Source organism: Methylobacterium sp. NEAU K (genome assembly GCF_030700285.1).
Lineage (GTDB): Bacteria > Pseudomonadota > Alphaproteobacteria > Rhizobiales > Beijerinckiaceae > Methylobacterium.
Map to the genome: position 1 here is coordinate 39,709 of NZ_JAUYZJ010000009.1, position 15,406 is coordinate 55,114.

At 71.5% G+C, this 15,406-nt stretch carries 17 protein-coding genes; 10 read left to right on the forward strand and 7 right to left on the reverse strand.

The genetic code is table 11. The features are described from left to right. Positions 1-68 precede the first annotated feature (68 nt). Together Q8W67_RS09535 and Q8W67_RS09540 are read right to left on the reverse strand one after the other, a co-directional pair. On the reverse strand, positions 69-1,034 hold the full coding sequence (locus Q8W67_RS09535) for a molybdopterin-dependent oxidoreductase (RefSeq protein WP_305544298.1): 966 nt from the start codon (positions 1,032-1,034) through the stop codon (positions 69-71). Then, positions 1,031-1,894, reverse strand: coding sequence for a cytochrome b/b6 domain-containing protein (locus Q8W67_RS09540; protein ID WP_305544302.1), 864 nt, complete (start codon positions 1,892-1,894; stop codon positions 1,031-1,033). Before Q8W67_RS09540 ends, Q8W67_RS09535 begins: the two co-directional genes overlap by 4 nt. 174 nt (positions 1,895-2,068) lie before the next feature. On the opposite strand from Q8W67_RS09540, the gene Q8W67_RS09545 reads away from it, so the two are divergent. The 3 genes from Q8W67_RS09545 (at position 2,069) to coaA (ending at position 4,467) form a co-directional block, all read left to right on the forward strand. After that, positions 2,069-3,016: an aspartate carbamoyltransferase catalytic subunit gene (locus Q8W67_RS09545; RefSeq protein WP_305544305.1), complete on the forward strand. Its 948-nt coding sequence runs from the start codon at positions 2,069-2,071 to the stop codon at positions 3,014-3,016. 141 nt (positions 3,017-3,157) lie between these two features. Further along, entirely contained in the window at positions 3,158-3,481 is a 324-nt protein-coding gene (locus tag Q8W67_RS09550) for a phosphoribosyl-ATP diphosphatase (RefSeq protein ID WP_305544307.1), read from the forward strand. Further along, entirely contained in the window at positions 3,478-4,467 is a 990-nt protein-coding gene (gene coaA / locus Q8W67_RS09555) for a type I pantothenate kinase (RefSeq protein ID WP_305544310.1), read from the forward strand. Before Q8W67_RS09550 ends, coaA begins: the two co-directional genes overlap by 4 nt. A gap of 4 nt (positions 4,468-4,471) precedes the next feature. Here coaA and thpR read toward each other — a convergent pair whose 3' ends face one another. Together thpR and Q8W67_RS09565 are read right to left on the reverse strand one after the other, a co-directional pair. After that, positions 4,472-5,011: an RNA 2',3'-cyclic phosphodiesterase gene (gene thpR / locus Q8W67_RS09560; RefSeq protein WP_305544313.1), complete on the reverse strand. Its 540-nt coding sequence runs from the start codon at positions 5,009-5,011 to the stop codon at positions 4,472-4,474. Beyond that, positions 5,011-5,610, reverse strand: coding sequence for an arylesterase (locus Q8W67_RS09565; protein ID WP_305544315.1), 600 nt, complete (start codon positions 5,608-5,610; stop codon positions 5,011-5,013). Before Q8W67_RS09565 ends, thpR begins: the two co-directional genes overlap by 1 nt. A 204-nt stretch (positions 5,611-5,814) precedes the next feature. Between Q8W67_RS09565 and Q8W67_RS09570 the strand changes: the two genes are divergently transcribed. The 4 genes from Q8W67_RS09570 to Q8W67_RS09585 all read left to right on the forward strand — a co-directional run bounded on the left by Q8W67_RS09570 (position 5,815) and on the right by Q8W67_RS09585 (position 11,224). Beyond that, positions 5,815-6,501, forward strand: coding sequence for an ABC transporter ATP-binding protein (locus tag Q8W67_RS09570; protein WP_305544685.1), 687 nt, complete (start codon positions 5,815-5,817; stop codon positions 6,499-6,501). After that, the gene (locus tag Q8W67_RS09575) at positions 6,501-9,080 is read left to right on the forward strand and encodes an ABC transporter permease (protein WP_305544317.1); all 2,580 of its coding nucleotides are present in this window, start codon (positions 6,501-6,503) and stop codon (positions 9,078-9,080) included. Before Q8W67_RS09570 ends, Q8W67_RS09575 begins: the two co-directional genes overlap by 1 nt. A 385-nt stretch (positions 9,081-9,465) precedes the next feature. Further along, complete coding sequence (locus Q8W67_RS09580) at positions 9,466-10,236, forward strand: Bax inhibitor-1/YccA family protein (RefSeq protein ID WP_305544319.1); 771 nt, start codon at positions 9,466-9,468, stop codon at positions 10,234-10,236. A gap of 94 nt (positions 10,237-10,330) precedes the next feature. Further along, positions 10,331-11,224, forward strand: coding sequence for a dihydrodipicolinate synthase family protein (locus Q8W67_RS09585; protein ID WP_305544321.1), 894 nt, complete (start codon positions 10,331-10,333; stop codon positions 11,222-11,224). A gap of 30 nt (positions 11,225-11,254) precedes the next feature. On the opposite strand, the gene Q8W67_RS09590 is transcribed toward Q8W67_RS09585, so the two are convergent. Beyond that, complete coding sequence (locus Q8W67_RS09590) at positions 11,255-11,629, reverse strand: DUF2794 domain-containing protein (protein WP_305544324.1); 375 nt, start codon at positions 11,627-11,629, stop codon at positions 11,255-11,257. Between the two features lie 378 nt (positions 11,630-12,007). Here Q8W67_RS09590 and bluB point away from each other — a divergent pair, with 378 nt between their 5' ends. Together bluB and Q8W67_RS09600 are read left to right on the forward strand one after the other, a co-directional pair. Continuing rightward, positions 12,008-12,661: a 5,6-dimethylbenzimidazole synthase gene (gene bluB / locus Q8W67_RS09595; protein WP_305544334.1), complete on the forward strand. Its 654-nt coding sequence runs from the start codon at positions 12,008-12,010 to the stop codon at positions 12,659-12,661. Positions 12,662-12,827: 166 nt separating this feature from the next. Continuing rightward, on the forward strand, positions 12,828-13,337 hold the full coding sequence (locus Q8W67_RS09600; protein ID WP_305544338.1) for a L,D-transpeptidase: 510 nt from the start codon (positions 12,828-12,830) through the stop codon (positions 13,335-13,337). Positions 13,338-13,358: 21 nt separating this feature from the next. On the opposite strand, the gene Q8W67_RS09605 is transcribed toward Q8W67_RS09600, so the two are convergent. Together Q8W67_RS09605 and Q8W67_RS09610 are read right to left on the reverse strand one after the other, a co-directional pair. Further along, positions 13,359-13,667, reverse strand: a complete 309-nt coding sequence (locus Q8W67_RS09605) for a cupin domain-containing protein (protein WP_305544341.1) — start codon at positions 13,665-13,667, stop codon at positions 13,359-13,361. Positions 13,668-13,729: 62 nt separating this feature from the next. Further along, positions 13,730-13,951 carry a DUF1674 domain-containing protein gene (locus tag Q8W67_RS09610; protein WP_305544344.1) on the reverse strand — a complete coding sequence of 74 codons (222 nt, stop codon included), beginning with the start codon at positions 13,949-13,951 and terminating at the stop codon, positions 13,730-13,732. Positions 13,952-14,007: 56 nt separating this feature from the next. Between Q8W67_RS09610 and Q8W67_RS09615 the strand changes: the two genes are divergently transcribed. After that, positions 14,008-15,387, forward strand: coding sequence for an RsmB/NOP family class I SAM-dependent RNA methyltransferase (locus tag Q8W67_RS09615; protein WP_305544347.1), 1,380 nt, complete (start codon positions 14,008-14,010; stop codon positions 15,385-15,387). The last annotated feature ends 19 nt before the right edge of the window (positions 15,388-15,406 follow it).

A 15,406-nucleotide genomic window follows, 5' to 3' on the forward strand; every position in this document is an offset into this window, starting at 1 on the left:
GCGCGCCGGGCACAAGTGGGTCACGGGCGACGGGTTGTCAAATGGCGGCCCACCGCGACCGGGACGGCTCAGATCCCCGCGTACCACTCGTAGCCGCGATCCTCCCAGTAGCCGCCGCGGCCCTGGCCGAGGCCGGAGAGCGTCTCAACCAGCTCGACCCGCATCACGTACTTCGCCTGCTTGTAGCCGAGCTGACGCTCGACCCGCAGGCGCAAGGGGGCGCCGTTCGACACCGGCAGCGGCTTGCCGTTGAGATCGTAGGCCAGGATCGTCTGCGGGTTGAAGGCGTCGAACAGGTCGATGCTCTCGTAGTAGCGGATCGGCGTGCGCTTATCCGCGGGCCCGGCATCCGCGGGGGTATCCGCATCCGGCGCGCCCTGGCCCCAATCGTCCTTCTGCGCATCGTCCTTGGCCGGCGCACCGCCCCAATCCTCGGCGGCGGCGAGCTGGATAGTGCCGTCGCGGACCGTGCCCGGATGCTCGGGGCGCCACAGGGAGGCGCCGTCGCCGCCCTCGAGACCGCCGCCGGCATATTCCAGCGTGTCGGCGCAGTGGAACACGGCGTAGCGCGCCTGCGGCTTCAGCCCGGCCCGGTTCAGCACTTCGGCCAGCGGCACGCCGGACCATTGGCCGATGCAACTCCAGCCCTCGACGCAATCGTGGCGGGTCACCTGGGTGCGGCCCGGCAGCCCGCGCAGATCCGCCAGGCTGAGCGACAGCGGCGTCCGCACGAGCCCGTCGACCGTGAGCTTGAAATCCGCGAACTTCCTCGCCGCCAGCGCGCGGAAATCCCGGTCCGGCGGGTCGATGGTGCCGTTCGGCTTGAACCACGGCGAGATCATCGCGGCCGGGTATTCCCGGGCCAGGGTGGCGGGCGAGAGCAGCAGGCGCTGGACGAAGAGGTTGGCATCCTCGCCGGCCTGGAGAGTGCGGCGGCCGGCATCGGTCCCGGCGAAGCGGTCGCAGCCGCCGAGCAGGGCGGTTCCCGCCAGCCCGGCGCCGGCGGTGAGCAGCTTGCGGCGGTGGAGGATCATCGCGCGGTCTCCGTTCCGGGACGGCCGAGGCTGAACCAGCCGGTGATCATGCCGCGCATGTTGTTGGCGAGGCCGGAGACCACCACGAGCAGCACGTGGACCACCACGAACAGCACGATCAGCCCCGCGGCGATGAAGTGCACGCTGCGCGCCGATTGCCGGCCACCGAACAGCTCCGGGAGCCAGGGCCAGGCCGCATCGACGCCCGGGGACATGGCGAGCCCGGCCAGGACCATCGCGGGCAGGAGACCCAGCACCACGACCAGGTAGGTGAGCTTCTGGATCACGTTGTAGCGCTTGGCCTCCTCGCCTTCGGGGAAGCGCAGCAGCAGATGCTCCTTCACGGATCCGCCGAAGTCGCGGATCTGATCGCCGTCGGGGATGAGACGGCGGCGGAGCTGGCCGCTGAAGAGACCGTAGAGGAGATAGAGGGCGCCGTTCAACACCAGGAACCATGCGAACAGGAAGTGCCAGCGCCGACCCGTGGCGAGGTCCTGGTCCGACGGGAGGGTCGCCCAGGACGGAAACGCCCGCTCGGCCTCGGTGCCGCCCGCCCGCGAGAGGCCGAGCACCCCGGTGGTGTCGAACCTGTGCGCGCCGATCGTCACCACGCCGCGGTTCCTGCCGTCGCCGCCCGGCTCGCTGGTGATCGCAAAGGCGGGCGTGTCGAAGGTCGAGACCGCGCCCCAGTACAGGGCCGGGTGGGCGTTGAAGATCTGCAGGCCGCTCATCAGCAGCACCAGCAGCACCGCCGCGTTGATCCAGTGCGCGACCCGGATCACCAGCGGGTGGCGGTAGAACCAGCGGCGCCCCTGCCGGTCGACGGTCTCGGGGGCTTCGAGGGCGGGGGAGGCGGCCAAGCTTTCGGTTCCCAGGCTTTCGGTTCCCGAGCGTACGCTCGAAGGGAGCGGTTCGCCCCCCGGATCCGGCTGATACGTGGGGCAGGCGCCGAAGTTACCAACCGACGAAAAAAGGCCGCAGGGCCGGCGCCGCCTTGCCCGGACGGCGAGCCGGACCTACACCCCGACCTCATCATGACGACCCCCGCGCCTCCGGCCTTCCCGCACCGGCACCTCCTCGGCATCGAGGGCCTGACCCGGCCCGACATCGAGGTCCTGCTCGACGCGGCCGACGCCGCCGTCGACATCTCGCGGCAGGTCGAGAAGAAGCGCACGACGCTGCGGGGCCGCACGCAGATCAACCTGTTCTTCGAGCCCTCGACGCGGACGCAATCCTCCTTCGAGCTGGCCGGCAAGCGGCTCGGCGCCGACGTCATGAACATGTCGGTGGCCTCGTCCTCGGTGAAGAAGGGCGAGACCCTGATCGACACCGCCGCCACGCTCAACGCGATGCGGCCGGACATCATCGTGGTGCGCCACGAATCAGCCGGCGCCGTGCACCTGCTGGCGCGCAAGGTCGATTGCGCTGTGGTCAACGCCGGCGACGGCGCCCACGAGCATCCGACCCAGGCGCTCCTCGACGCCCTCACGATCCGCCGCAACAAGGGCCGCATCGAGGGCCTGCAGGTGGCGATCTGCGGCGACGTCCTGCACTCGCGGGTGGCGCGCTCGAATCTCATCCTGTTGCAGGCGATGGGCGCGCGGGTGCGCCTGATCGCCCCCTCGACGCTGCTGCCGTCCGGGATCGAGCGCTTCGGCGTCGAGACCTTCACGGACATGCGCAGGGGTCTCGTCGGCTGCGACATCGTGATGATGCTGCGCCTTCAGCGCGAGCGCATGAACGGCTCGTTCGTACCCTCCGTGAAGGAGTACTTCCGTTATTTCGGCCTCGACGGCGAGAAGCTGGCGCTGGCCAAGCCCGACGCTCTGGTGATGCATCCGGGACCGATGAACCGCGGCGTCGAGATCTCCTCGGAGGTCGCCGACGGCGCGCAGTCCCTTATCCGCGAGCAGGTCGAGATGGGTGTCGCCGTGCGCATGGCCGTATTGGAGGCCCTGGCCCGGCACCTGCCGAACGGCTGAACGCGCCGCCGTCAACCCTGGCCGGACAAAGCCGGGCCGCCTTCACCCGCGCCGCTTGCCCGCGAGGCGGCCGTAGCGCAGTTTCCTGCCGACCGCGGCCCCGACCGATCCTGCGGAGCCGGCCCACATGCAGATCGCTTCATGACCGCCTACACGCTCGCCGACCTCGCCGCCCTCGTGGCGAGCCGCGCCGGGACCGACCCGGAGACCTCCTACACGGCCAAGCTCCTGTCCGAGGGCCCCGCCAAGGCGGCTAAAAAACTCGGCGAGGAGGCGGTGGAGGCAGCCATCGCGGCCGTCCAGGGAGACAAGACCGGCTTGAAGAACGAAGCCGCGGACGTGCTCTACCACCTCATGGTGCTGCTGCGGGCCGGCGGGGTCGAGCTCGACGCCGTCATGGCGGAACTGGAGCGCCGCACTGCGCAGAGCGGGCTCGCCGAGAAGGCCGCGAGGCGCCACGCGTGAACGCGGCCGCTCTGCCGGGCTCGGTCGAGGCGATCCTCGACGAATCGGACCGGCTCTCGCCCTATCGCCGCTTCAGCCGCGAGGAATGGGCGCAGCTGCGCGCCGACACGCCGCTGACCCTCAAGGTGGAGGATATCGAGCGGCTGCAGTCGCTCAACGACCCGATCTCGGTCGAGGAGGTTGTGGCGATCTACCTGCCGCTGTCGCGGCTGTTGTCGCTCTACGTCGCGGCGACGCAGGGGCTGTTCAAGGCGACGCAGCGCTTCCTGCTCGCGGAGCGCGAGACCAAGGCGCCCTACATCATCGGGTTGGCCGGGTCGGTGGCGGTGGGCAAGTCGACCACGGCCCGCATCCTGGCCGCGCTGCTGGCGCGCTGGCCCAACACTCCGAAAGTCGACCTCGTCACCACCGACGGGTTCCTCCTGCCCAATGCCGAGTTGGCCGAGCACGGGCTGATGGAGCGCAAGGGCTTCCCCGAGAGCTACGACACCGCCGCCCTGTTGCGCTTCCTCCACGACGTGAAGGCCGGCCACAAGCGGGTGACCGCGCCGCTCTACTCCCACCTCGTCTACGACCGGGTGCCCGGCGAGGAGCGGGTGGTGGAGAGCCCCGACATCCTGATCGTCGAGGGCCTGAACGTGCTCCAGCCCGCCCGCCTGCCGCGGGACGGCACGGCGATCCCGTTCGTGTCCGACTTCTTCGATTTCTCGATCTATCTCGACGGCCACGAGGACGACCTGCACCGCTGGTATGTCACCCGGTTCATGCGGCTGCGCCAGACCGCGTTCCGCGACCCGCGCTCCTACTTCCGGAAATACGCCGAGGTGCCGGAGACCGAGGCGCTCGACATCGCCGACCGGCTCTGGACCACGATCAACCTGCCGAACCTGCGCGAGAACATCCTGCCGACCCGTCAGCGCGCGAGCCTGATCCTCACCAAGGGCGCGAGCCACCGGATCGAGAGCGTGGCGCTGCGGCGGCTGTAGCGCCTCACGCGAACCGGTACTCCGCCTCCGCCAGGTAGGGGCCGCCGCCGGTCGATTCCCGCGCCGAGAACAGCGTCACCCGGTCAGCGGTGAAGGCCAGCGGCGTGAAGACCGGCGCCTGGGAGAGATACATCGCCACCGCCTCCGGGCTGGCCTCGCGCTTCAGGCGGGCCAGGGTCACGTGCGGGGTGAACTTCCGGCGCTCGGGCTCGACGCCGGCGCGGCGCACCAGCCGCTCCTGCTCGGCCTGGAGGTCGATCAGGTCCGCGCCCGGGGCGACCGCCGCGTAGAGCGCCCGGGGCTTGTCGCCGCCGAAGATGCCGAGCCCTTCGAGGGTCACCGTCAGGGCGGGGCGCGCCCGCATCTCGGCGAGCGCCTCCAGCACATCCTCGGCCACGGGCACCTCGACATCGCCGAGGAACCGCAGGGTGACGTGATAGTCGGCCGGCTCGATCCAGCGCGCGCCCGGCAGGCCGCCGCGGTATGTCCGGAGGGTCTCAGCGATCGCCGGCGGCATTGCGAGCCCGGTGAACAGGCGCGGCATTACCGGGACGCCCCCTGCCGGAGCCCCCCCAGAAACGCCTCGACCGTGGGCAGGATGTGGGCCGCGATGGTCTCGACCCCCTGCCTGTTCGGATGCAGCCCGTCGTCGAGGTGCTGCACACGGTCACCGACGATCCCGTCGAGGAAGAACGGATAGAGGGTGAGGCCGTAGCGCTTGGCGAGGGTGGGATAGATCGCGTCGAAGCGCGCCTTGTAGTCCGGCCCGAGATTGGGCGCGGCCTGCATGCCCGCCAGCAGCACCGGGATCCCGCGCGCCTTCAGCCGCTCGATGATCGCCGCGAGCGCGCCCTCGGTCACCTTCGGGTCGGTGCCCCGCAGCATGTCGTTGGCGCCGAGTTCGAGGATCACCCCGGCGGTCCCGTCCGGGACCGACCAGTCGACCCGGTCGAGGCCGCCCGTGGTGGTGTCGCCGGAGACGCCGGCATTGGCCACCGTGGCGTCCTCGCCCTTGGCCTTCAGCAGGCGCTCCAGCACCGTGGGGAAGGCGGCGTCGGCGGGCAGGCGGTAGCCCGCGGTCAGGCTGTCCCCGAGCGCCACGAGCCTGAGCGCGCCCCCCGGCTCGGCCCGGGCGGCTGTCATGAAAGGGACCATGACAAGCGCTAGCGCTGCGGCAAACAGGGCACCGCGCCCTGGGCGGCGCGCTTCGTCATGGCGCGGCCCCAATGCGGGACCCATATCGCGGTGCAACCGCAACCCGTGCAGCCCAGAACGCATCCCAGTCAGGACCTCGCGCGCCATGCTCGTCATCGCCCACAGATCGGCCGCCCCGTGAGCCATGGCAAGATGCCGCGCGAGCCGGCGATCGCGCTGTCCGACATCGATCTCAGCCTCGGCCGCGGCGCCGCGCGGGTGCACATCCTGCGCGGCATCTCGCTCACCGTCGAGCGCGGCGAAGCGGTGGGTCTGGTCGGCCCTTCCGGCTCGGGCAAATCGACGCTGCTGATGGTGATGGCGGGGCTGGAGCGGCCGGATTCCGGCGGCGTGGTGATCGAGGACACCGACCTCGTCCGCCTCGACGAGGACGCGCTCGCCCGCTTCCGGGGCCGGCGCATCGGCATCGTGTTCCAGGCCTTCCACCTGGTGCCGACCATGACGGCCCTGGAGAACGTCGCGCTGCCACTCGAACTCGCGGACCGGCCCGGCGCCCTGGAGCGCGCCCGCGCCGAGCTGGAGGCCGTCGGCCTCGGGCACCGGCTGCATCACTATCCGGCGCAGCTCTCGGGCGGCGAGCAGCAGCGCGTGGCCATCGCCCGCGCGGTCGCCCCCGATCCCGCGATCCTGGTTGCCGACGAGCCCACCGGCAACCTCGACGAGGCCACCGGCCGCCAGATCGTCGACCTGCTGTTCCGGCTCAAGCGCGACCGGGGTGCCACCCTGGTCCTCGTCACCCACGATAACGGCCTCGCGCGCCTGTGCGACCGCACCGTGCGCCTGCGCTCGGGCCGGATCGAGCAGGCGGTGACCGCCTGATGCACGGCACGGTCACCCGCCCCGAACCCACACCCCGGCGCATCCCGCTCACCCTGCGCTTGGCGCTCCGCGAGCTGCGCGCCGGCCTAACCGGCTTCGCGGTGTTCCTCGCCTGCATCGCGCTGGGCGTCGCGGCGATCGCCGGCGTGGCCTCGATCTCGCGCTCGCTCTCGGACGGGCTCGGCCGGGAGGGGCGGCGGATCCTCGGGGGCGACCTCGCCTACAACCTGATCAACCGCGAGGCGACCGAGACGGAGCGCGACGCCCTGGCGCGGGAGGGCGGGCTCGACGTGGTGGCGTCCCTGCGCGCCATGGCGGTGGCGGCGAATCGCGACGCGGCGCTCGTCGAGCTGAAGGCCGTGGACCCCGCCACATACCCGGCTGCGGGCGAACTGGTCACCGATCCGCCGGGTCCTCTCGCCGACCTGCTGGCCGAGAGGGACGGGGATCCGGGCGCCCTCGCCGACCCGGCGTTGCTCACCCGCCTCGACGTCAAGGTCGGCGACCGCGTGGCGCTCGCCGGCCACGACGTGGCGATCCGCGGCACCATCGTGTCGGAGCCCGACAAGATCGCCGGCGGCATCGGCTTCGGGCCGCGCCTGATGGTGTCGGAACCGACCCTGCGCGCCACCGGCCTCGTCCAGCCGGGCAGCCTCAGCCGCTGGAGCTACCGGATCATCCTGCCCCGCGACGCGGCCCGGGATGCGGACCTCGACGCCGCGCAGGTCCGGATCCGCGCGGCGACGCCGGAGGCCGGCTGGGAGATCCGCGCGCGCACCAACGCCGACCCGCGCTTCGCCAAGAGCATCGAGCGCTTCACCCAGTTCCTGACCCTGGTGGGCCTCACCGCACTGATCGTCGGCGGCGTCGGCGTCGGGAACGCCGTCCACGCCTTCGTGGATCGGAAGCGGCCCTCGATCGCGACGCTCAAGAGCGTAGGCGCGCCGGGCTCGCAGGTGGTCGCACTCTACCTGACGCAGGTGATGCTGATCGCCGGTCTCGGCACGGTGATCGGGCTCACGATCGGCGCGAGCCTGCCCTTCATCCTGGACGCGCTGTTCTCCGCCGACCTGCCGCTGCCGCTGAACCCGACGCTCGCCCCGGTCGAGCTGCTGCTCGCCGCCGCCTACGGCCTGATAACCGCCTTCGCGTTCGCGATCACGCCGCTCGGCCGGGCCCACGACGTGCCGGTCTCCGGCCTGTTCCGCGACACGGTCGACCGGGCCCGGGTCAGCCCGCGCTGGCGATACCGGATCTGGCTGGCGTTGAGCCTCGCGGCCCTGGTGGGCCTGTCGGTCGCCACCGCGTTCGACCGGCGCGTTGCACTGATCTTCATCGCCGCGGCCGCCATCGCGTTCGCCCTTCTGCACGGGGTGGCGCTCGGCCTGATGGCGCTCGCCCGCCGCCTGCCGCATCCGCGCTGGCCCGCGCCCCGGATGGCGCTGGCCAACCTGCACCGGCCCGGCGCGCTGACGCCCGCCATCGTCCTGTCGCTGGGGCTTGGCGTGACCCTGCTGGTCACGCTCAGCCTGATCGACGCCAACGTCCGCCGGACGATCAGCGCGACCCTGCCGGCGCGGGCGCCGAACCTGTTCTTCCTCGACATCCCGTCCCGCGACGCGGCCGAGTTCCGCGCGTTCCTGGGGCGCTCGGCCCCCAACGGGAAGATCGAGGACGTGCCGATGATGCGCGGCCGGATCGTCGCCCTGAACGGCGTGCCGGCGAGCAAGATCCGGCCGCCGGAGGACGCCGCCTGGGTCCTCGACGGCGACCGCGGCATCACCTACGCCGACACGGTGCCGGAGGGATCGAACCTCACCGAGGGCGCGTGGTGGAGCACCGAGCAGGGGGCCAAGCCCCTGGTCTCCTTCGAGGCCGACCTCGCGCGCCAGCTCGGGCTCAAGGTCGGCGACAGTGTGACCGTCAACGTGCTCGGCCGCGACCTCACCGCGACGATCTTCAACCTGCGCCGTGTGGAGTGGCGCAACCTCGGCATCAACTTCGTGATGGTGTTCTCGCCGGGCACGTTCCGCGGCGCGCCGCACTCCGACCTCGCTACGCTGACGCTCCCGGGCGGCACCGACGCGACGGCCGAGAACCGCATCCTGCGCGACGTGGCCAAGACCTTCCCGTCGGTGAGCGCCGTGCGGGTCAAGGACGCGCTGGACGCCATCGGCGATCTCGTCGGCCGCCTGGTCCTGGCGATCCGCGGGGCGAGCGCCGTGGCGGTGCTGGCAAGCCTGTTCGTATTGGCCGGCGCCATCGCGGCGGGCCACAGGGCGCGCCTCTACGACGCCGTCGTGCTCAAGGTGCTGGGCGCCGGGCGAGCCCGGCTGCTCACCGCCTACGCCATCGAGTACGCCGCCCTGGGGCTCGCGACGGCCCTTTTCGGTCTCGCCGCCGGAAGCCTCGCCGGCTGGGTCATCGTCGCGAAGGTCATGCATCTCGACTTCCGCCTCGACCTTTCGGGAGCGCTCGTCGCGGCGGCGGCCGCGGTGGCCCTCGCGATCCTGCTCGGACTCGCCGGCACTTGGCGCATCCTCGGACAGAAGCCGGCGCCCTATCTCCGGCAGATCTGAGGTACGCGGGCCCCGGCGCTTCGGGCGGCGGCCGCGAGCCCGCGGCGCTGTCGATCCCCGTGCGTGGCTGCGGTCCGGACCGCGCCAGATGCCGCCCGGCGTCTTGTCGGCTTTGACTTCAGTCGAGGGCTGACGATCGGTGCCATCCGGGCAACCGGCAGTCGAACCACCGTCCCTTCAAGGGTGAAGCCATTTTAATCCCTGACTTCATGGACAAAAATACATCGTCCAGGACCTGAAAAGCGGCGGCGTAACCGTGGCCGGGGACTTGTGCGGGAGGCGGCCGCGCAACATATTCCGGTCCGAGGCGCCAGCCTGGCGCCAGAGGTCCTGCGTGGGCCTCGCCCGAACACCACGCTGAGAGAGCCTCCGCAAGGAAACTCCCATGGCATTCGAGAACTCTCCCTTCCGGTACGGCGCCCAGCAGCCCTCCGGTTACGCCGGCACTCAGGTCGAGGTCGATCAGGGCCTGCGCACCTTCATGCTCGGCGTCTACAACAACATGGTCGTCGGGCTCGGCATCTCCGGACTGGTCGCGCTCGGCCTGAACATGGCCTCGGTCGCGGCCTATCAGGGCACGCGCCCGATCCTGACCCCCTTCGGTCAGGCCCTCTATACGAGCCCGCTGAAGTGGGTCCTGATGCTCGCCCCGCTCGCGTTCATCTTCGTCTTCTCGATGCGGATGGACCGGATGTCCGCCTCCTCCGCCCGGACGATGTTCTGGGCCTTCGCGGCGGTGATGGGCGCCTCGATGTCCTCGCTTCTCCTGGTCTTCACCGGGGCGAGCGTGGTGCAGGTGTTCTTCATCACCGCGGCCGCCTTCGGGTCCCTGAGCCTGTACGGATACACCACCCGGCGCAGCCTGTCGGGCATGGGCTCGTTCCTGATGATGGGCCTGATCGGCATCATCATCGCGTCCCTGGTGAACATTTTCTTCGCCTCGTCGGCTCTGCAGTTCGCGATCTCGGTGCTCGGCGTTCTGATCTTCGCGGGGCTCACCGCCTACGATACGCAGAAGCTCAAGGAGATGTATCTCTACGGTGGCTTCGACGGCGAGATGGCGGCCAAGATGTCGGTCAACGGCGCCCTGACTCTCTATCTCGACTTCATCAACATGTTCCAGTTCCTGCTAAGCCTGATCGGCGACCGCCGCTAAGCCTGCAAGAACGCGGATCGAGGAAGCCCCGGCGGATATCCGCCGGGGCTTCTTTTTTGCCTGTATCGCGGGGCCGGTCGCGCTATCGTCCCGTATGCTTTCGCTCTCCGGCCTCTCCGCCTTCCCGATCACCCCGAGCGACGCCGAGGGACGTGTCGACGCGGCGGCCCTGCGCCGGCTGCTGGAGCCCCTGGCGGCCGCCGGCATCGATTCGATCGGGCTGCTCGGCAGCACCGGGACCTACGCCTACCTCTCCCGGGACGAGCGCCGCCGCTCCGTGGAGATCGCGGCGGAGACGGTGGGCGGGCGAGTGCCGATCCTGGTCGGAGTGGGGGCGCTCCGCACCGACGCAGCGATCCGGCTGGCCCAGGATGCACGGGCGGCTGGCGCGGATGCGGGTCTGCTCGCGCCGGTCTCGTACACGCCGCTCACCGACGAGGAGGTTGTCCGGCACTTCGAGGCTGTGGCGGGGGAGGGCGGCCTGCCGCTGGTGATCTACGACAATCCCGCGACCACGCATTTCCGCTTCTCGCCGGCCCTGATCGGCCGGATCGCGCGCCTGCCCGGGGTGCTGGCCGCCAAGTGCCCCGCGCCCGAGCCCGCCGCCGCAGGGGTCGGCGTCGCGGCCCTGCGCGAGGCGGTCCCGGCGGCGTTCCCGGTCGGGTTCAGCGGGGATTGGAACGTGACCGAGGCGCTGATCGCGGGTGGCGCGGCTTGGTTCAGCGTGGCGGCGGGCCTGTTCCCCCGGACATGCTTGGCGATCGTGCGCGCGGTCCAGTCAGGCGACGCGGCCCGGGCGCGGGCGCTCGACGCGGAATTGGCGCCCCTCTGGGCGCTGTTCAAGGCGCATTCGAGCCTGCGGGTGGCCTACGCCCTGGCAGACCATCTCGGCCTCTGCCGCGCCGAGCCGCCGCGGCCGATCCTGCCGCTGGCGCCGGAGATCCGGGCGGAGATAGGCGCCACCGTCCGGGCGATGTCCCTCGCCTGACGGGCCGCCCCGGCGAGAGAGCCGGGATGCTCAGACCGCCCGCGGCGGCGGCTCCAGCACGGCCAGCACCCGGGCAAGCTCGGTCCCGCGCTTCATGACGAGGCCGCCGGCAGCGATCACCGCGTAGGCACCCTGGCGACGGGCGAGCTTAGGATCCTTCTCGATGCGGTACAGGGGCATCTCGGAGGCGCGGCGATAGATCGAGAACACCGCCTTGTCGCGGCGGAAGTCGAGGGCGTAGTCGCGCCACTCGCCCGCGGCGACCTGACGGCCATAGAGGTTGAAGATCGTGCGCAACTCGTCCCGATTGAAGGCGATCTGCGGAGGAGCCGCGCGGGCAGGGAACGGAATGACATGGCCCGCCGCTTCGTCGGGCCTCGGCCCGGCGCTCGTCCTCTCCGTCATCGTCACTCCCATGTGCCCATCCTTTGCGGGATGATGGCCTCCGCCGGGGCGGCCCGCAAGAGAGGCGGCAGCGGGGCTCCGTGTCGCCCACGACACACCCAAGCGACAAAAAACACGGTTCTGCCCAAATACCGCCTTTTGCGGGCCGCGTTGCAGCAGCACAACAGCGCCTGAACCTCGCCGGGTCCTGCCCGGCCGGCGGCCGAAACCCAGCTCCCCAGCCTCGGTCGCCGGTCCGGACACTCAGAATTCGGCACTCCGAGGTTTCGAGACCCAAGACTTCAGGCCGCCCATCCGGGCGGCCTTTTTTCGTCCGCCCCTCTACCGCCCGATCCGGTCGGCCGTTTTTCCAGTTCCGGTTTGCGGTGGGATGCGGGTATGGCGAGCGGCATCATGGGGCCACCCGCCTTCGACGACACCTTCGTGCAGACCCTCGACGCGCTGTTCGCGTGGCGTCGCGACGTGCGCCGCTTCCGGCCGGACGCGGTCGACGCGGCGATCCTGCGCGCCTGCCTGGGGGCCGCCCACCGGGCGCCGTCGGTGGGCAACAGCCGGCCCTGGCGCTTCGTGCGCGTGTCCGATCCCGGGCGCCGGGCCGCCATCGCGGGCAATTTCTCCCGCTGCAACGCCGCGGCGGCCGAGGGCTACGACGCGGCCCGCGCCGCACGGTACAGGGCCCTCAAGCTCGCCGGGCTGAACGAGGCGCCGGTGCATCTCGCGGTCTTCTGCGACGGTGCCACGGAGACCGGCCTCGGGCTCGGCCGGGCGAGCATGCCGGAGACGCTGGACTACTCGGTGGTCGGGGCGGTGCAGTGCTTCTGGCTGGCGGCCCGGGCGCGGGGGCTCGGCGTCGGCTGGGTCTCCATCTTGGAGCCCGCGACCGTGACGGAGATCCTGGCCGTGCCGGAGACGTGGCGGCTCGTCGCCTATCTCTGCGTCGGCCACCCGGTCGAGGAGCACCTCGACCCGGAGCTGGAGCGCCACGGCTGGCAGGCCGAAGACCCGCGCGGGACCGAGTTGTTCGAGCGCTGATCCACCGCCCCGTCGCGCTTTCCGGAGGTCGGATTCACGCTGATCCTTTACCGTCCCGGACGGTTCCTGGGATGTGGGCCACATCAACCATAGCTTTTCCTGGAACGACAAGCTCGGCCGTGGATTACTGGCCCGCATACGCTCACGCTTGTCGAGGATTACGGTGATGTCGGGTCGGGTGGCGGCTTCATTCGGGTTGGCCGGCGCGATGCTGGCGGGTTGCTGCGGGGTGGTTCAGGCGCGCGAGGTCGTGCCGTTCCAGAACGGCGTCGCGCCGGGCTCGATCGTGATCAGCGTCACCCAGCGCAAGCTCTACCTGGTGAACGGCGACGGGACCGCGATCCGCTACCCCGTGGCGGTGGGAAAGCCCGGCAAGCAGTGGTTCGGCACGGCCTCGATCGACGGCAAGTACGTCGCCCCCGCCTGGTCGCCGCCGGCGGAGGTGAAGCGCGACAACCCCCGGCTGCCGAACCTCATCGCCGGCGGCTCACCGCACAACCCGATGGGCGCAGCCGCCATGACCCTTGCGGGCGGCGAATACGCGATCCACGGCACCAACCGGCCGACCTCGGTCGGCACCTACGCATCCTATGGCTGCATCCGGATGTACAACCAGGACGTGGTCGACCTCTACGCCCGGGTCGACGTGGGCACGCCGGTCTACATGACCCGGTGAGGCGGACCGCCCGCGACGCCCCTACTTGGCCGGCGGCGCGGTCGCCTCGACGGCCGTGAAGGTCTCCATGATGCGGTAGGTGTGCTCCGCGCCGGCAGGCACGCAGTACGAGTCGCCGGCGGCGAGGGGGACGGTCTCGCCCCCGACCACCAGCTCAGCGCGGCCGCTGATCACGTAGCCCACGGTCTCGTAGGGCGAGGTGGTCTTCGGCTTGTCGGTGCCGGGCTCCTCGGCCCGCCACATCCGCATCCCGAGGCGTTCGCCCTTGGCCAGGACGATTTCGCCGTGCGGTCCCGCGGCCGCGCCGTGGGCCGATACTCTCGTCGCCATGGTGTCGTCTCCCTGTCCCTGAGGCAGGGCAACGGCGCGTGGACCGCCGCGTTCCGGCGGGATCAGAAGTCGACGGCGAGCCCCTTCACCTCCCAGTCGTCGTAACGCACCGGCTCAAGGCCGCCGCGCCCCTTGCGCTCCGGCGCGGCGCTGATCGCGGCGGCGCGGGCGTCGATCGCGGCGCGGCGCGCGGCCGCCTCTGCCAGCGCGCGCTCCGCCGCGGGGCTGAGCGTGCGCGGGGCGGCCCCCCGATCGTCCGCGTCTTGTCCGTTGGGGTCTTGCATCGAACTCGCTCGGGTGTGAGGGCGTGGGCCTGAAGGCATCGGGTTCGGGAGTAGAAGTGGCATCGCGGGACAAAGGCCGCAACACGCGGGTCGAGACTTCGACGGGTGCGACGGCGCCCGACAGCGCGGGCCTCGGCGCCCGGCGGGCGGCGATGCAGGCGGTGGCCGAGCTGATCGGCCAGGAGCGCCCGCCCGCCCTCGACGAGGCGCTCGCCCAGGCGATCCGGGCTGAGGCGCTGAGCCCGGCCGACGCGGCGCTGGCGCGGGCCATCGCGGTGGCGACCTTCCGCCGCTACGGGATGATCCGGGCGGCCTTGTCCGCCCGGCTAGAGCGTGGCCTGCCCGCCGCGAAGCCGCGGCTCACGGCGCTCCTGGCCACAGCAACCGCCCAGATCCTCGACCTCGCGGTCCCCGATCACGCCGCGGTCGACCTCGCGGTGCGGCTCGCGAAGGCGGACAGCCGCACCGTGCATCTCGCAGGCCTCGTCAATGCGGTGCTGCGCCGTATTGCCCGGCAACGCGACGCGATCCTGGCCGAGTCCGTCGACGCGCTCGCCATCAACACGCCGGACTGGCTCGCCCGCCGCTGGGTGGCGGCCTATGGGCCGGAGCGCGCGGGCGCCATCGCGCGGGCCCATCTCGCGGGGGCGGCTATCGATCTGACCCCGCACGGCGACGCGGCCGATTGGGCTGATAGGCTCGGCGCCGTGCGGCTGCCGACCGGCTCCCTGCGCCTGCCGGAGAACGGCCCGGCGATCCCCGACCTACCGGGCTTCGCGGAAGGCGCGTGGTGGGTGCAGGACGCCGCCGCGGCGATCCCCGCCCGGCTGCTCGGGCCCGAGCCGGGTGCCCGCGTGCTCGACCTCTGCGCCGCGCCGGGCGGTAAGACGATGCAGCTCGCCGCCACGGGCGCCCGCGTCACCGCGGTCGACCGCTCCGCGCCGCGGCTGGAGCGCCTCCGCGAGAACGTCGCCCGGCTCGGCCTCGACGTGGCGATCATGGTCGCCGACGCTCTGGACCTGAAGGCGCAGGATCACGATGCGGTGCTGCTCGACGCGCCGTGCTCGGCCACCGGGACGATCCGGCGCCATCCGGACGTGGCCTGGACCAAGTCGGAGGCCGACGTCGCCCGGCTCGCCACGCTCCAGGCCAAGCTCCTCGATCACGCGGCCGGGCTGGTCCGGCGAGGCGGCCGCCTCGTCTACTGCACCTGCTCGCTGGAACCCGAGGAGGGGGAGGCGCAGATCGCGGCCTTCCTGGCGCGCGATGCACGCTTCGCGCGCCTCCCGGTGCAGCCGGAGGAGGTCGGCGGCGCGGCCGAGTTGATCGACGGCAACGGGGATCTCCGCACTCTGCCGTGCCACCTGTCCGAGGTCCCGGGCGCCCGCGGCGGCCTGGACGGGTTCTTCGCGAGCCGCCTCCAGCGGCGCGCGTGACGCGCCCGCTCCTGGGAGC

Excerpts from the sequence above, each read along its gene's own strand:
- Q8W67_RS09535 (WP_305544298.1), bottom strand. The coding sequence starts at position 1,034 with ATGATCCTCCACCGCCGCAAGCTGCTCACCGCCGGCGCCGGGCTGGCG.
- Q8W67_RS09545 (WP_305544305.1), top strand. The coding sequence starts at position 2,069 with ATGACGACCCCCGCGCCTCCGGCCTTCCCGCACCGGCACCTCCTCGGC.
- Q8W67_RS09550 (WP_305544307.1), top strand. The coding sequence starts at position 3,158 with ATGACCGCCTACACGCTCGCCGACCTCGCCGCCCTCGTGGCGAGCCGC.
- thpR (WP_305544313.1), bottom strand. The coding sequence starts at position 5,011 with ATGCCGCGCCTGTTCACCGGGCTCGCAATGCCGCCGGCGATCGCTGAG.
- Q8W67_RS09565 (WP_305544315.1), bottom strand. The coding sequence starts at position 5,610 with ATGACAGCCGCCCGGGCCGAGCCGGGGGGCGCGCTCAGGCTCGTGGCG.
- Q8W67_RS09570 (WP_305544685.1), top strand. The coding sequence starts at position 5,815 with ATGCCGCGCGAGCCGGCGATCGCGCTGTCCGACATCGATCTCAGCCTC.
- Q8W67_RS09575 (WP_305544317.1), top strand. The coding sequence starts at position 6,501 with ATGCACGGCACGGTCACCCGCCCCGAACCCACACCCCGGCGCATCCCG.
- Q8W67_RS09580 (WP_305544319.1), top strand. The coding sequence starts at position 9,466 with ATGGCATTCGAGAACTCTCCCTTCCGGTACGGCGCCCAGCAGCCCTCC.
- Q8W67_RS09585 (WP_305544321.1), top strand. The coding sequence starts at position 10,331 with ATGCTTTCGCTCTCCGGCCTCTCCGCCTTCCCGATCACCCCGAGCGAC.
- Q8W67_RS09590 (WP_305544324.1), bottom strand. The coding sequence starts at position 11,629 with ATGACGGAGAGGACGAGCGCCGGGCCGAGGCCCGACGAAGCGGCGGGC.
- bluB (WP_305544334.1), top strand. The coding sequence starts at position 12,008 with ATGGCGAGCGGCATCATGGGGCCACCCGCCTTCGACGACACCTTCGTG.
- Q8W67_RS09600 (WP_305544338.1), top strand. The coding sequence starts at position 12,828 with ATGTCGGGTCGGGTGGCGGCTTCATTCGGGTTGGCCGGCGCGATGCTG.
- Q8W67_RS09605 (WP_305544341.1), bottom strand. The coding sequence starts at position 13,667 with ATGGCGACGAGAGTATCGGCCCACGGCGCGGCCGCGGGACCGCACGGC.
- Q8W67_RS09610 (WP_305544344.1), bottom strand. The coding sequence starts at position 13,951 with ATGCAAGACCCCAACGGACAAGACGCGGACGATCGGGGGGCCGCCCCG.